17 protein-coding genes, 1 pseudogene and 1 CRISPR repeat array are annotated in these 15,108 nt (G+C 40.3%); of the genes and pseudogenes, 11 read left to right on the top strand and 7 right to left on the bottom strand.

The window, feature by feature from the left end:
* Window positions 1-143 (bottom strand): annotated as a pseudogene (locus EDD69_RS15560) (IS110 family transposase); the annotation flags it as partial.
* Window positions 144-278: 135 nt separating this feature from the next.
* Window positions 279-2,629: a CRISPR direct-repeat array (repeat unit 29 nt; unit sequence GTTTTATCTGAACGTAGTGGGATATAAAG).
* Window positions 2,630-2,713: 84 nt separating this feature from the next.
* Window positions 2,714-3,424 (bottom strand): RNA polymerase sporulation sigma factor SigK, encoded by a 711-nt coding sequence (gene sigK / locus EDD69_RS09345; protein WP_132948696.1) that lies wholly within the window; start codon window positions 3,422-3,424, stop codon window positions 2,714-2,716.
* 180 nt (window positions 3,425-3,604) lie between these two features.
* On the opposite strand from sigK, the gene uptA reads away from it, so the two are divergent.
* On the top strand, window positions 3,605-4,192 hold the full coding sequence (gene uptA, locus EDD69_RS09340; RefSeq protein WP_132948695.1) for an undecaprenyl phosphate transporter UptA: 588 nt from the start codon (window positions 3,605-3,607) through the stop codon (window positions 4,190-4,192).
* A gap of 37 nt (window positions 4,193-4,229) precedes the next feature.
* On the top strand, window positions 4,230-5,558 hold the full coding sequence (locus EDD69_RS09335; protein WP_132948694.1) for a TrkH family potassium uptake protein: 1,329 nt from the start codon (window positions 4,230-4,232) through the stop codon (window positions 5,556-5,558).
* Window positions 5,559-5,596: 38 nt separating this feature from the next.
* Here EDD69_RS09335 and motB read toward each other — a convergent pair whose 3' ends face one another.
* The 3 genes from motB to pssA all read right to left on the bottom strand — a co-directional run bounded on the left by motB (window position 5,597) and on the right by pssA (window position 7,812).
* Complete coding sequence (gene motB / locus EDD69_RS09330) at window positions 5,597-6,355, bottom strand: flagellar motor protein MotB (RefSeq protein WP_132948693.1); 759 nt, start codon at window positions 6,353-6,355, stop codon at window positions 5,597-5,599.
* The gene (gene motA / locus EDD69_RS09325) at window positions 6,339-7,139 is read right to left on the bottom strand and encodes a flagellar motor stator protein MotA (protein WP_132948692.1); all 801 of its coding nucleotides are present in this window, start codon (window positions 7,137-7,139) and stop codon (window positions 6,339-6,341) included. The genes motB and motA overlap by 17 nt, the downstream gene beginning before the upstream one ends.
* A 133-nt stretch (window positions 7,140-7,272) precedes the next feature.
* A complete protein-coding gene (gene pssA, locus EDD69_RS09320; protein ID WP_132948691.1) occupies window positions 7,273-7,812 on the bottom strand; it encodes a CDP-diacylglycerol--serine O-phosphatidyltransferase in 540 nt (179 codons plus the stop codon).
* A gap of 127 nt (window positions 7,813-7,939) precedes the next feature.
* Here pssA and EDD69_RS09315 point away from each other — a divergent pair, with 127 nt between their 5' ends.
* Entirely contained in the window at window positions 7,940-8,737 is a 798-nt protein-coding gene (locus EDD69_RS09315) for a phosphatidylserine decarboxylase (RefSeq protein WP_132948690.1), read from the top strand.
* 10 nt (window positions 8,738-8,747) lie between these two features.
* Here EDD69_RS09315 and EDD69_RS09310 read toward each other — a convergent pair whose 3' ends face one another.
* Window positions 8,748-8,888 carry a sporulation histidine kinase inhibitor Sda gene (locus EDD69_RS09310; protein ID WP_132948689.1) on the bottom strand — a complete coding sequence of 47 codons (141 nt, stop codon included), beginning with the start codon at window positions 8,886-8,888 and terminating at the stop codon, window positions 8,748-8,750.
* Window positions 8,889-9,178: 290 nt separating this feature from the next.
* On the opposite strand from EDD69_RS09310, the gene EDD69_RS09305 reads away from it, so the two are divergent.
* Genes EDD69_RS09305 through EDD69_RS09270 form a run of 8 tightly spaced genes read left to right on the top strand, consistent with a single transcriptional unit; the run spans window position 9,179 to window position 14,195 of the window.
* Window positions 9,179-9,694, top strand: a complete 516-nt coding sequence (locus tag EDD69_RS09305) for a YqeG family HAD IIIA-type phosphatase (protein ID WP_132948688.1) — start codon at window positions 9,179-9,181, stop codon at window positions 9,692-9,694.
* 4 nt (window positions 9,695-9,698) lie between these two features.
* The gene (gene yqeH, locus EDD69_RS09300; RefSeq protein ID WP_132948687.1) at window positions 9,699-10,805 is read left to right on the top strand and encodes a ribosome biogenesis GTPase YqeH; all 1,107 of its coding nucleotides are present in this window, start codon (window positions 9,699-9,701) and stop codon (window positions 10,803-10,805) included.
* 19 nt (window positions 10,806-10,824) lie between these two features.
* Window positions 10,825-11,667: a shikimate dehydrogenase gene (gene aroE / locus EDD69_RS09295; protein WP_132948686.1), complete on the top strand. Its 843-nt coding sequence runs from the start codon at window positions 10,825-10,827 to the stop codon at window positions 11,665-11,667.
* Window positions 11,661-11,954 (top strand): ribosome assembly RNA-binding protein YhbY, encoded by a 294-nt coding sequence (yhbY, locus tag EDD69_RS09290; RefSeq protein ID WP_132948685.1) that lies wholly within the window; start codon window positions 11,661-11,663, stop codon window positions 11,952-11,954. The genes aroE and yhbY overlap by 7 nt, the downstream gene beginning before the upstream one ends.
* A 14-nt stretch (window positions 11,955-11,968) precedes the next feature.
* Window positions 11,969-12,538 carry a nicotinate-nucleotide adenylyltransferase gene (locus EDD69_RS09285; RefSeq protein ID WP_132948684.1) on the top strand — a complete coding sequence of 190 codons (570 nt, stop codon included), beginning with the start codon at window positions 11,969-11,971 and terminating at the stop codon, window positions 12,536-12,538.
* The gene (yqeK, locus tag EDD69_RS09280; RefSeq protein WP_132948683.1) at window positions 12,525-13,115 is read left to right on the top strand and encodes a bis(5'-nucleosyl)-tetraphosphatase (symmetrical) YqeK; all 591 of its coding nucleotides are present in this window, start codon (window positions 12,525-12,527) and stop codon (window positions 13,113-13,115) included. The genes EDD69_RS09285 and yqeK overlap by 14 nt, the downstream gene beginning before the upstream one ends.
* Window positions 13,102-13,458 (top strand): ribosome silencing factor, encoded by a 357-nt coding sequence (gene rsfS / locus EDD69_RS09275; protein WP_132948682.1) that lies wholly within the window; start codon window positions 13,102-13,104, stop codon window positions 13,456-13,458. Before yqeK ends, rsfS begins: the two co-directional genes overlap by 14 nt.
* Window positions 13,455-14,195, top strand: coding sequence for a class I SAM-dependent DNA methyltransferase (locus tag EDD69_RS09270; protein ID WP_132948681.1), 741 nt, complete (start codon window positions 13,455-13,457; stop codon window positions 14,193-14,195). The genes rsfS and EDD69_RS09270 overlap by 4 nt, the downstream gene beginning before the upstream one ends.
* 57 nt (window positions 14,196-14,252) lie before the next feature.
* Here the strand turns inward: EDD69_RS09270 and comER are convergent, their stop codons facing one another.
* Window positions 14,253-15,083 (bottom strand): late competence protein ComER, encoded by an 831-nt coding sequence (comER, locus tag EDD69_RS09265; RefSeq protein WP_132948680.1) that lies wholly within the window; start codon window positions 15,081-15,083, stop codon window positions 14,253-14,255.
* Window positions 15,084-15,108: the final 25 nt, after the last annotated feature.

Raw genomic sequence — 15,108 nt, 5'->3', positions numbered from 1 at the left:
TTTTCAACTATAACGGCCTTCGATAGATCGAATCCCCGGTAATCTTGAGCTCTTGCCACGTGTTTGTGTTTCGCGATATCAACGCCAATGATTAACGTGTGTTCAGTGATTTGCCTAATTTTCGAATTTCGGTTATAATTCATATCAGGTCCTCCTTGGTTTATTAGTTAGGGGTCAAGTCCTTGACACCCTGTATCATACCAAGGGGACTTTTTTTGTTTCAAACCTCATTTTTCCTCATTACAGGAATGCTCCTTTAAAATTGTAATAAATTCAACGTTTTATCTGAACGTAGTGGGATATAAAGATAATCGATCAATAACAGGCTCGACTTCTTCCGCGTAAGTTTTATCTGAACGTAGTGGGATATAAAGGCGGTAAATCCATTTTCTTAATTTCGTTCATAACTTTCCGGTTTTATCTGAACGTAGTGGGATATAAAGTCGCACAAATTAAAGGCGGCGCACGCGGTACGGTCGTTTTATCTGAACGTAGTGGGATATAAAGAAAATTCTAATAGTTGACGAAGCTTATTTTACGCTGGGTTTTATCTGAACGTAGTGGGATATAAAGGCGATAACAAAGGCGGAACCGGAACGTCGCACACCGGTTTTATCTGAACGTAGTGGGATATAAAGTTGCACCGTTCATTCACTCCTGAAATGAAAGAAGCATTTGTTTTATCTGAACGTAGTGGGATATAAAGAATAAACCGACATAATTTAAAATACTTTCTCTGCGTTTTATCTGAACGTAGTGGGATATAAAGTTGCGTTGTCGGCTTTTTCGATTTTCTCTTGTAGCTTCGTTTTATCTGAACGTAGTGGGATATAAAGAACATTATACGACATGATTATTACGGCGCTAACCGAAAGTTTTATCTGAACGTAGTGGGATATAAAGGTAGCTTGGAGAGACGCTTTTTATTCTGTTAGACCGTTTTATCTGAACGTAGTGGGATATAAAGTCAAGAAAAACGCGAGAAGATTCACAGACAGGACAGGTTTTATCTGAACGTAGTGGGATATAAAGAGATATAAGCCATCTTTACGTCTGTGTTCAAAGTCTACGGTTTTATCTGAACGTAGTGGGATATAAAGGAAGAAAAAGTATGCTGAATAAAAAATCCAAAACTATGTTTTATCTGAACGTAGTGGGATATAAAGTTGTCGGCAATACGTGTATTAATGTAGTGAAATTTGTTAAGTTTTATCTGAACGTAGTGGGATATAAAGTGATGGAATCAACTACTTTAATGGTTGTCATTCGAGTTTTATCTGAACGTAGTGGGATATAAAGATCATTCTGTTCACAAAGTATCGATCATTCCATCTACGTTTTATCTGAACGTAGTGGGATATAAAGCGGTTTTGTCAAATTGGAACTATTCGACAATTTAACGTTTTATCTGAACGTAGTGGGATATAAAGTCAAAAATAAATCTTTGAGAAGATGAAATCAAATGAATAGTTTTATCTGAACGTAGTGGGATATAAAGATGCCCCCCCTACCCCCCCTACTTTTCAACAGGGGGGTTTTATCTGAACGTAGTGGGATATAAAGAAAAAGGCATCTCTTCCGATCGACACGCTCTCAGTGTTTTATCTGAACGTAGTGGGATATAAAGTTGTTTCTTCCGGTGTTGTCTTTTTCCGCGGCGTTTGTGTGTTTTATCTGAACGTAGTGGGATATAAAGGAATTGGCGGCACGTTTACTTGGATAAGGGAAAGCTCCCGTTTTATCTGAACGTAGTGGGATATAAAGAGGTATGAAAAATGACCTCGCTGGATTATCGGTTGGGTTTTATCTGAACGTAGTGGGATATAAAGCTGTTAAAACCGCACAATTGAAAAAAGTATCAAACGCGTTTTATCTAAACGTAGTGGGATATAAAGGTTCATCTTTTACTCGTGTAGCAGGAATTACATGCTGAGTTTTATCTGAACGTAGTGGGATATAAAGCTTTTTAACTCCCTTGCTTTCTCGTATCATTTCACCTCAGTTTTATCTGAACGTAGTGGGATATAAAGATCCACCCAAAATGCTGGCTTTCCTTCTTCGTTCAAGTTTTATCTGAACGTAGTGGGATATAAAGATCACTCATCGAGCAACTCACAAACAAGCGCGTCAAAGTTTTATCTGAACGTAGTGGGATATAAAGTTGTTGAATGTTCATGATGTTTCGCCTCCGTAGTATTTGCGTTTTATCTGAACGTAGTGGGATATAAAGTTGAAGTCTGTTGGTCTGTCGGACTTCACTTCCTATTAGTTTTATCTGAACGTAGTGGGATATAAAGTTGAATGGAACAGCCGCCCCTTCTCCGTATTGTTCATGTTTTATCTGAACGTAGTGGGATATAAAGACCACAATGTCGTTCACAATGTCGTCTGAATAGCGAGTTTTATCTGAACGTAGTGGGATATAAAGGCGCAATCACAACTGAAGCTACAAATTGGGCGGGACAGTTTTATCTGAACGTAGTGGGATATAAAGACGAACGGGAGTTTCATAGAAAGCGAGAAGAGGTGAACAAGTTTTATCTGAACGTAGTGGGATATAAAGATGTTTGTAGGGGTGTGGTTGGATTGATTACAACGATGTTTTATCTGAACGTAGTGGGATATAAAGTTGCGACTGTCGCCAAACTCGGACTCATAACGAGCAAGTTTTATCTAAACGTAGTGGTATGAAATAAACTAGGACTAGCTCTCGCTAGTCCTTTTGTTTTTTTTCATTCCGGTAAAATTCGTGAAACATTTTCATGAGCGCGCGTTTTTCGATGCGGGAGACGTAGCTGCGGGAGATGCCGAGCTCTTTGGCGATTTCGCGCTGCGTCTTTTCTTTTTGCATGTTGAGTCCAAAACGGCTGACGATGACTTCTTTTTCGCGGCCGTCCAATACGTCCAAATATTTTTTAATTTTTTCGAGTTCCATGTTGAGTTCAGTCATTTCCGCCACATCATCGCCTTCGGATTTCAAAATGTCGATTAGGCTAATTTCGTTCCCGTCGCGATCTTGCCCGATCGGATCGTGCAAAGATACATCTTTTTTTGTTTTCTTCAATGAGCGCAAATGCATAAGGATTTCGTTTTCAATACACCGGGCCGCATACGTAGCGAGCTTCGTCCCTTTTCCAGGGGAGTAGCTTTCGATCGCCTTAATTAGCCCGATTGTTCCAATTGAGATTAAATCTTCGGGCTCTTCTCCGGTGTTTTCAAATTTTTTGACGATGTGGGCGACAAGGCGTAAATTATGTTCGATGAGTTTGTTGCGGGCGGATTCGTCACCTTTCGCCATTAATTGTAAATATTTTTCCTCTTCTTTCGCATTTAAAGGTTGGGGGAAGGCGTTGTTTTTCACATACGACACTAGGAAGATAAGCTCTTTTACAAATAAAGCAAATGCTGATAAAATACTACTCATGGCCTTTCACCTCGCGGATGCTCATTTAGGTAGTTACCTATAAACGTATATATATGCGAATGAAAACTTGTTTGTGTTTGGACATATATCTTTTATTTTCATGAGTATAATGTGGAGAGAGGGAATGACTCGTCCGATTTTGTTATATGGTATATAATGGTGTGGTATGGAGGGATACATATGAACGAATGGATTCAAACCATTTTTACATTTCTGGCGGACTTAGGGTATGTTGGAGTGGCATTGGCGCTTATGATTGAGGTCATTCCAAGCGAAATTGTTTTGTCGTATGCGGGATATTTGGTATCAAGGGGAGAAATTTCATTCATCGGCGCAGTCATTGCTGGAACGATCGGCGGAACGTTGGCGCAGTTGTTCCTTTATTGGATGGGGTACTATGGGGGAAGGCCGTTTTTAGATAAATACGGAAAGTATTTGTTGATTCATCAAAAACATTTGGATTTGGCGGAAGAATGGTTTCGAAAGTATGGAACTGGCGTCATTTTTACAGCGCGTTTTATCCCGGTTGTCCGTCATGCGATTTCGATTCCGGCAGGCATTGCGAAAATGTCGTGGACGCGATTTACCTTTTATACAACATGTGCGGTCATTCCATGGTCGATTTTCTTTATTTATTTAGGTGAAAAGCTCGGGTCGAATTGGCAACAAATCGATGAAATGGCTCGTCCGTATTTAAAACCAATCATTGTTGGTGCTATTGTTTTAACTGCGTTATACGTGCTTTATCGATTGCGGAAAAATAAATAAGGTACATTTCCAACAATGAAGGAAGGAAGAAAGCACGATGAAAAGAGCGATGTATAAACCGATTAAACTGACACCACCGCAATTTCTTGCGCTTATTTTTCTCTCTCTTGTGATGGTTGGAGGCATTTTGTTGAAGTTACCGATTGCCACTGAACATGAAATTAGTTGGATCGATGCTTTTTTCATTTCCACATCGGCAGCAACCGTTACGGGATTAACTTCCGTTGACCCGGGTTCGACATTTACGCTCTTTGGAGAAATCGTGATAATGTTTTTAATTCAAGTCGGCGGTCTCGGTGTGATGACGTTTGCGGTGCTTGTCGTTATTATGATGGGAAAAAAAATCGGAATTAAGCAGCGGCTGTTAATGCAAGAGGCATTGAATCAGCCATCAATCGGCGGAGTCATTCGCCTTGCCCGCAATATTTTTATTTTTTCGTTTTTGACGGAATTGATAGGAGTTATTTTATTATCGATTCGTTGGGTACCGGAAATGGGATTAGGTAAAGGGATCTATTACAGTTTATTCCATACGATTGCGGCGTTTAACAATGCAGGGTTTGCGTTATGGCCCGATAATTTATCGCAATTCGTCGGCGATCCGCTTGTGAATCTTGTGATCACGTTTTTAATCATGATCGGTGGGATCGGATTTACGGTTATTTTTGATCTCTACTATCAACGTCGTTTTAAAAAGTTATCGCTTCATTCGAAAATTATGCTGATTAGTACATTAATTGTGAATATGATTGCGATTGTATCCATTTTTCTCTTTGAATATCACAATCCGAATACGCTAGGAAAATTGACGATGTCTGAAAAAATGTGGGCTGCTTATTTCCAAGGAATTACGCCGCGGACAGCTGGGTTTAATACGATTGATATTGGCGCGCTTGAACAGCCGACATTAATGCTCATTGTTTTATTGATGTTCGTTGGGGCTGGAAGTGCATCCACAGGTGGCGGAATTAAATTAACGACCTTTATCGTCATTATTTTTGCGGTGATGAACTTTTTAAAAGGGAAAGAGGAAACGGTGATCCTTAAGCGGACGATTCGCAATACAACGATTTTGCGTTCGCTCGCCATTTTATCGGTTAGCGTCCTGTTTATTTTTATTGCGACAATGCTTTTGACATTGACGGAAGAAGCGGGATTGATGCCGATTTTATTTGAGGTTGTTTCAGCGTTTGGAACGGTCGGATTGTCGATGAATTTCACTCCTCATCTTTCGTTTGCAGGAAAAGTGATCATTATTTTTATTATGTTTCTGGGAAAAATGGGACCATTGACACTTGTTTATTCCATTTCGAAACCTGAAAAGATGAATATTCGTTACCCGGAAGGAGATGTGATCACGGGGTGATAACGGAAAAGGGTTGTCCGAAGAAAGAGGACAACCCTTTAATTTGTTTGGGCAGGTTCATTAGGCATGATTAAGATTTCCACACGGCGGTTTTTCATTCGTCCTTCTGGTGTAGAGTTTGAAGCGACCGGTTTGAATTCCCCATATCCTTTCGCACTAAAGAGACGAGGATCCAATTTTTTATTTTCTAACAGCAGCTTCATAAAATTAACCGCACGCATGACGCTCAATTCCCAGTTTGAAGCAAATTTTGCGTTGTGAATCGGAACGTTATCGGTATGACCGCTAACGACGATGCTGCGCGGCGGACTCATCACCAACAAGTTGGAAATTTTTTGAGCGATTTGTCGATATTCCGGCTTCACATCCGCGCTTCCAGAATCGAAAAGAACATCGTTAGCGACGGTAACAAGTAATCCTTCTTCGGTCAGTGCAGTTGATAACTCTCCGCTTAAATGATTTTTGTTTATGTATGTGTTGAATTTTTCTTGAATTTCTTTTAATTGTTCGTATTCTTTCAGCGACATTTTGGGATGTGGCTTATTGTTTTGGTCCTCTTTTAATAGCGATTCAAGCTGTTCTTTCTCAATCGGACTAGGATATTCAAGCACCCCTGTTCCACCGGTTAGAGCGCTGTTAAAGGAACGAGCAATTTGTTGAAATTTCTGCGCATCTATTTGACTGCTTGCGAATAAAACGATAAATAAAGCTAATAGAAGCGTCAACAAGTCAGCGTACGGAATTAACCAACTCTCATCAATGTGGTCATCGTGACGATGCTTACGCTTTTTCGACATCTCTTTGATCTCCTTGCGCTAAAATTTTTTGGCGTTCGCTCGATGGAAGATAGGAAGCGAGTTTTTGTTCAATCGCTCGCGGTGATTGCCCTTCAATAATGGACAAAACCCCTTCAATCATCACTTGACGGACCTTTGCTTCTTCTCTCGATTTGCGTTTTAGTTTGTTGGCAAATGGATGCCAAAGGACGTATCCAGTGAAAATTCCCATTAGTGTAGCGACGAATGCAGAACTAATGGCATATCCCAATTGATTAATATCTTCCATATTTTTGAGTGCTGAGATCAAACCGACAACCGCCCCAAGAACTCCAAGTGTTGGTGCATAGGTTCCTGCTTGTGTAAAAATGGCGGCATTTGCTTGGTGCCGCTCTTCCATCGCTTGAATCTCTTCCGTCATAACATCGCGAATAAATTCTTGCGATTGTCCATCAATCGCTAACATTAATCCGTTGCGTAAAAAAGGGTCTTCAACTTCGGGAATTTTTGTTTCTAACGCAAGCAATCCTTCGCGACGAGCGACGTTTGCCCATTCAACAAAAAGAGGAATAAGCTCTTCGATTGTTGGGGTTTTGGACTCCTTAAATATTACACCAAATAATTTTGGGACCTTTTTAATCTCGCTTGTTGGAAAGGCGATTGTGACAGCCGCCGCTGTTCCTAAAAGAATGATTAAAATCGCCGCAGGGTTGATTAACACTTCCGGAGTGACTCCTTTAAAATACATTCCGAGGCCGACGGCGATAATTCCGAGAATTAATCCGATAACGGATGTACGATCCATGTTATCACCTCTAGATTTTCTAATATTTAAAAACGAGTCCAAACCTATCATATAATGGATAAGAATGTTTGAAAAGGGAAATTTGTACGAAAAAAATCCCTTGAAGCTTTGAGCTTCAAGGGAGCTGGCCGCATCAAATTTTTTTCAATTTAAATGTTCCAACCATTAGCAGCGACAAAGTAAATATGAGAAAGATGAAAAAGTGCGGCGGGAAGTAATGAATCGTCAAGTAGCTCAGCGTGAGCAAACATCCAGCGGCTGTAATTGGCAAACCGGTAAAATAGCCATTGTTTTCAGAAATATTGAATTTCGCTAGACGAAACGCTCCGCATCCGATATAAAAAATGGTGAAGAAAAAGCCTGGAGCGCCAAATTCGTACAACAATCCTTGATAAAGTAATAGTGCTGGCGCCACTCCAAATGATATAATATCACTCATTGAGTCCAATTGTTTTCCGAGCTCTGATTCGATGTTTAATTTTCGAGCGACCGTTCCATCAAAGCGATCGGCAAGTGCCGCCAAGAAAATAAGCAATACGCTGACATTTAACTGTCCCTTTGTTGCGAATAAAATGGAGAATCCCCCTAAGCTAAGGTTTGTTAATGTTAATACGTTTGCCGTGTGCGCTTTCAATTTTTTAATGGTATGATCGAAATAATCGGATAAAAACATTTTTTTCACTCCTTAATTAATGGATCGTGGCGGGCTACTTGCGAAAAAAACATACTTCAATTACTAATATTTTATTTATAATATGTAAACTAGTAAAGGATATTCTTTGCTTCAGGAGGGAAAATCGTTGTTAAAATGGCTTTATCGTTTTTTTATTGAATTGACGAATCATTCGTTGACTTCGAAATGGATTGCATCATTTACTCGTTCCAAATGGAGTCGTTTGTTTATTCCATCTTATGCAAAAATTTATAAAGTAAATCAAGAAGAGATGGAAAAAAGTTTACATGAGTACAAAACATTGCAACAATTATTTATCCGTACATTAAAAAAAGGGATTCGGCCGATCGATGACCATCCAGACAGTGTCATTAGCCCAGTTGATGCGGTGGTTGAAGAGATTGGAATCATTACAGACACAAAGGAAATAATGGTTAAAGGAAAGACGTATTCGATTCGCGAGATGCTTGGCAACGATGAAATAGCGAACAAATATTTAAATGGAACGTTTATTATTTTGTATTTAAGCCCTAGCCATTATCATCGTATCCACAGTCCAATATCTGGACAAGTTGTGAACCAATGGTCGCTAGGAAATAAATCATACCCTGTCAATCGCTTAGGATTAAAGTATGGCAAAGCTCCTCTTTCAAAAAATTACCGAATGATTACAGAACTTTGCGCAGATGGAATCTATACAGCCATTGTGAAAGTGGGAGCGATGTTTGTCAATAGCATCGAGCTAACCCACAAACATGAGCAGGTTGTTAAAGGAGAGGAAATCGCTTATTTTTCTTTTGGCTCCACCGTTGTTCTTTTGTTTGAATCGGGAGTGTTTGCGCTGGATGAACAAATTGTCCCGCCATTGGAAGTGAAAATGGGGCAGCGGCTCGGTTTTTTACAAAAAAGAAAAAAGAGCCAATAGGGCTCATCGCTTAAGATGATACTTTAATTTTGTGGCTTAACGAACGACGAAAAATTTCTAGTTCAATCAGCTTGATAAAATCAGGGCTTAATTCCAATTCTTTTGCCTTATGGTAGGATTCAATCAACAACTGATCGGGTAAACACCTCAAATTATTTTTCCTCCTTTCGTATACAAATGGTGTTGTATACATATAATGTTAGGTTTAAGAAAACTTTACCATAAATTTAAAAAGAGAACAATTGTTCTAGTTATCCACATGTATCGGTGGATAAATTGTGGATGAATTGTTTATAAATGTTAAAAGTCAAATAAGAACAAAGTGGAAAATGTGAATAAACTTATCCACAAGATGTGAAAAAAGGCTGGATTTGTCGAAAAATTTTACAATTTGTTGTTTGATGTTTTGGCTTCAAAATGAAACAAAAGGGTGAGAGATGTATGCTAAAATATTTTTTGCCAAATCAACATGCTAAAAGTATTTTTGAGATTACGCCAGAAAGTTTGCTGCAAAAAGGAGTTAAAGGAATTATAACGGATTTGGATAATACGCTTGTTGAGTGGGACCGGCCGCTTGCTACGCCGGAGCTTGTGCGCTGGTTTGAGCAAATGAAAGCGAGTGGTATTCAAGTTACCATTGTTTCAAACAATAACGAAAAAAGAGTCAAAGCCTTTGCCGATCCGCTCAAGATCCCGTTCATTTTCGAGGCGAGAAAACCGTTGACCCGAGCGTTTCAACAAGCCATTCGCGATATGAAGCTAAAAAAAGAAGAAGTGGTTGTTATTGGCGATCAGCTGTTAACCGATATATTCGGAGGCAATCTCCTTGGGTTACATACGATTTTAGTCGTACCTGTTTCTGAGACAGATGGCTGGGTAACGCGGATTAATCGGAAAATTGAACGGAGAATTTTAGATGTTATGCGCAAAAAAGGAATGATTCATTGGGAGGGATAATGATATGGAAGAAAAGACAATGATCTGTATCGGTTGCGGTGTAAAAATTCAAACAGAGGATGAAACAAAAGTCGGCTATGCTCCGCCGTCGGCATTAGAAAAAGAAACGATTATTTGCCAACGTTGCTTTCGCTTGAAGCATTACAACGAAGTGCAAGATGTGGCGTTGACAGACGATGATTTTCTTAAAATTTTAAATGGAATTGGCAATGCTGAAGGACTGGTTGTTAAAATTGTTGATATTTTCGATTTTAACGGAAGCTGGCTGCCAGGTCTTCATCGTTTCGTTGGGAAAAACAAAGTATTGTTAGTCGGAAATAAAGTCGATTTGTTACCGAAATCCGTTAAACATGAAAAATTAATTCATTGGATGAAACAATCATCGAAAGAGCTTGGTTTAAGACCGGTCGACATCTTTTTAGTGAGCGCATCGAAAGGGCATGGAATGCGGGAGGTAATGGAAGCGATCGAACAATATCGCGAAGGAAAAGATGTGTATGTCGTTGGATGTACAAACGTCGGGAAATCAACGTTTATCAATCGGATTATTAAAGAAGTGACCGGCGAAGGAAATGTCATTACGACTTCGTATTTTCCAGGAACAACGCTTGATATGATTGAAATTCCGCTCGAAGATGGAGCGGCGATATACGATACGCCGGGAATTATTAATCATCATCAAATGGCTCATTATGTAGACAAAAAGGATTTAAAAATCATTACGCCAAAAAAAGAAATTAAGCCAAAAGTGTACCAATTAAACGAAAAGCAAACATTATTTTTTGGTGGACTTGCCCGTTTAGATTATGTGAAAGGCGGACGTCGTCCGTTTGTATGTTATATGTCGAATGAATTGCATATTCATCGAACGAAGCTCGAGAATGCGGATGAATTGTATAAAAAGCATCTTGGCGATTTATTGCAACCGCCGCGAAGCAGTTACAGCGAGAAGCTGCCGCCGCTTGTTGCGCACCATTTTACACTGAAAGAACCAAAAACAGATATCGTCTTTTCGGGGCTCGGATGGGTCACATGTCATGATCAAGGCGCACAAATTGTTGCTTATGCGCCAAAAGGCGTCGCTGTGATGTTGAGGCGCTCACTGATTTAACAAAGGCAGGGGAGAGGAATTGAAAAAATTATTTGCGTTAATCGGCTGTCCTGTTCATCATTCATTATCGCCGCTCATGCATAACGATGCATTGCAGTCATTGGGAATTGACGCCTATTACCACGCTTTCCATGTCGAGCGTGAGCAATTAAAGGAAGCGGTCTTTGGTTTAAAGGCGCTCCAAGTGGCGGGATTTAATGTGACGATTCCTCATAAGACAGCGATTATTCCTTTTTTAGATGATGTGGATGAGACCGCTCGAGAGATGGGAGCCGTCAACACGGTTGTGAATGAAAACGGAAGGCTCATCGGTTATAATACCGATGGTGAAGGATTTGTTCGCGCATTGTGTGAACAAATGAAGATCTCGCTTTCGGGAAAACGAATTTTACTTGTTGGCGCAGGAGGAGCGGCTCGCGGAATTTATTTTGCTTTAACAAGGCAAGGGGTTTCGCAAATAGACATTTGCAATCGGACAGTGGAAAAGGCGGTCCAAGTGATTGCTGAGGCGAAAAGTGATGTTTCATCGACAGCCTATTCTCTTCAAGAAGCAGAGGAGCGATTGGAAAACTATGATATCATTATCAATACGACATCCGTCGGCATGACTCCAAATATCGAAGAGATGCCGATTTCCCTACACAATTTACAAAAGGGGACGATCGTGAGCGACATTATTTATAATCCGCTTGAAACAAAATGGCTGCAAGAAGCGAAGGCAAGAGGGGCGCTCGTTCAAAATGGAGTCGGGATGTTTGTGTATCAAGGTGCATTAGCATTTGAAAAATGGACAGGAATCTTTCCAGATGTAAAAAGAATGGAACAAATCGTACTTAAACAGTTAGGAGGAAAAATATGTTAACGGGTAAGCAAAAACGTTTTTTACGCGCAAAAGCGCATCATTTAACTCCGATTTTCCAAGTTGGAAAAGGAGGAGTTAATGAAAATATGATAAAACAAATTGCCGATGCCCTTGAAGCGCGTGAGTTAATTAAAGTAAGCGTGCTTCAAAATTGTGAGCAAGACAAAGAAGTTGTTGCTGATTTGCTTGCAAAAGGGGCAAAAGCAGAACTTGTTCAAATTATTGGAAAGACGATCGTTTTATATAAAGAATCGCGCGAAAATAAACAAATCATTTTGCCGAACTAAAATGGGGATGAACGGTGAAAAAGGTTGGAATCTTGGGCGGGACGTTTGATCCGCCGCATTACGGTCATTTATTAATTGCCAATGAAGTGTTAACGGAGCTTCAGTTAGATGAAATATGGTTTATGCCAAACAACATTCCGCCTCATAAACAAAAGGCGGTGACGGACAGCCGCCATCGTGTCGCCATGATTGAGCTGGCGATTGCCGATCATTCGCAGTTTCGCCTTGAAACGATTGAGTTAGAGCGGCAAGGGCCGTCCTATACGTATGAAACGATGAAAATGCTCAAAGAACGATATCCGCATGTTCAATTTTATTTTATTATTGGAGCAGACATGGTTGAATATTTGCCAAAATGGTACAAAATCGATGAGCTGATTGCATTTGTTCAATTTGTCGGGGTGAAACGCCCCGGTTATTCGCTTTGTACCATTTATCCGCTTATTGAAGTGGAAGTACCTACATTTTCTGTTTCCTCTTCTCTTATTCGAGAACGAATAAAGAGGGGAAAGAGCGTTAAATATTTGTTGCCAGAGGCGGTTCAATCTTATATTGAGGAGAAGGGATTATATGGAGCGTCATGAAGCGTTAGCGATTGTGCGCAAACAACTAACGGAACATCGCTATCAACATACGATTGGCGTGATGGAGACGGCCATTGAGCTCGCTAAAAAGTATGGAGCCGATGTAAAAAAGGCAGAGTTAGCCGCTATTTTTCATGATTACGCAAAATTTCGGCCAAAAGAAGAGATGAAGCGAATCATTATTGAACAAAATATGCCAAGCGATTTGTTACAATATAATGCAGAGCTTTGGCATGCTCCGGTTGGCGCATATTTAGTGAAGACGGAAGTAGGCATTGATGATGTGGACATTTTAGACGCCATTCGTTATCATACGTCAGGCCGGGCCAACATGACCGTGCTCGAAAAAGTCGTTTATTTAGCAGATTATATTGAGCCGGGAAGGGCGTTTCCTGGCGTAGATGAAGTGCGCGAGCTTGCTCAACAAAATTTAGATCTCGCTTTATTGAAAGCCTTGCAAAATACGATCAGCTTTCTAATGAAAAAAAATGAGGCGATTTATCCTGATACGTTTTACACATATAATGATTTAGCAAAAAAAATTAAAGGAGGAGAGTTGTTGAATGACGGGACGTGACATTTTGAGTGTCGCTGTAAAAGCGGCGGATGAAAAAAAGGCGGAAAATATTGTCGCTCTAAACATGCAAGGGATCTCGCTTGTGGCGGATTATTTTATGATTTGCCACGGAAACTCAGAAAAACAAGTGCAAGCCATCGCTCGAGAAATTAAAGAAAAGGCGGAAGAGCATCAAATTCCTGTCAAGCGCCTAGAAGGATTTGACGAGGCGAAATGGATTTTGGTTGATTTGGGCGATGTCGTCGCTCATGTCTTTCATAAAGACGACCGCGAATATTATGATTTAGAGCGACTTTGGGGCGATGCGCCGCTTGAAAATTTAGAGAGTGATCTAGGCGCATGACATATGAGCAATTTGCCAATTGGTACGATTACTTAATGAGCGACGCGCCATACGATGAATGGTGTACGTTTGTCGAAGAAAAAGTTGCAAAGTACGGAAAAGGGAAGTCGTTGCTTGATCTTGGGTGCGGAACGGGAGAATTATCGATTCGTCTTGCGCAAAAAGGGTTTGCTGTAACGGGAATTGATTTATCTGAGCATATGTTAGCCGTGGCGCAAGCAAAAGCGGAAGAGATCGGTTTAACGATTCCGTTTTTTCAGCAAGATATGCGTGAATTAAACGGATTTTCACCGTTTGACCACATTGTGTGCTTTTGTGATTCCCTTAACTATTTGCAAACGGAAAAAGATGTATTCGAAACTTTTCAACGTGTATATGCTCATTTAAAAGATGGAGGACTGTTCTTATTCGACGTTCATTCGCCTTTTAAAATCGATCACCTTTTCTTGGGGCAAGGGACATTTGCTAGCAATGATGAACAGGTGAGTTATATATGGAATTGCTTCCCTGGCGAATGGAAGCATAGTGTTGAGCATGATTTAACGTTTTTTGTGAAAAATGAAAATGGAACGTACGAACGCTATGACGAATGCCATGTGCAGCGGACGTACGAAATTGACCAATATAGGAAGTGGCTTGAGGAGGCTGGATTTCACCTGTTAGAGATTTGTGCCGATTTTAAAAACGAGCCTCCTTCTGAACGTTCAGAGCGAATTTTTTTCATAGCAAAGAAATAGCGGACATTTTCATGTCCGCTATTTTTTATCGCTTAAATAGAAGGGATTTTGCCTTTTTTAGCGAATCGTATCATCAAATTGGATTTTCACCTTCTGCACCTCTTCATAAAACTTTTCGTGCGTTTTTTGAAACACGTGCACAAATAAGTCGCCAATCTCCCTCTCAAGCACTTCAATTCCTGCGCCTGTAATTCCGCCTTTTACGCATACTTTTTCTTGCAAGGACGGAAGCGTGTACAGTCTTTTCTGCAAAAGTTCTCCGAATCCAATCATCATTTCGCTAGCCATGATCGTTGCTTGTTCTCTTGTAATCGCTGTTTCCTGCACGGCGGCATCGATAAACTTTTGCAATAGGTAGCTGAAAAATGCAGGACCGCAGCTTGTTAAGTCGGAAGCAACTCTTGTGATAGGCTCGTCTATATGAATAGGACGAGAGATTTGGGCAAACAAGGTCTCAACGAACGAACGATATCGTTCTGTACATCTTTTTCCGACAGTGATTAATGAACTGCCGGCAAGCGCTCGATTTGTAATGCTTGGGATAACCCGAATGACATGGCAATGAACGAGCGATTCAAGCTGTTCGACCGTAATGGGACTTGTAATCGAGACGATGCAATGACTTTCTGTCAAATGAGAAGAAAGCTGGCTTAAAACAGGGTAAATGTCTAAAGGCTTGATGCAAATAAAAATGATGTTTGCTTTTTTTACAACCTCTTCGTTTGTTGGCACAACGGTTAATTCTTTATATTGTTTCTGTATGTCATAAGCTTTGGAAAGCGTTCGGTTTGTAATGATGAACTGATTCGGTTGAACAGCGTTTACGCCAATAAACGCTTCAATCAAAATTCTCCCCATGTTTCCTGTTCCAATGAACCCTATATTCAATGCATAAGTCCCTCCTTATGTAAGC

This window comes from Thermolongibacillus altinsuensis (genome assembly GCF_004341205.1).
GTDB lineage: Bacteria > Bacillota > Bacilli > Bacillales > Anoxybacillaceae > Thermolongibacillus > Thermolongibacillus altinsuensis.
This window is presented reverse-complemented; position numbering and strand designations above follow the sequence as displayed.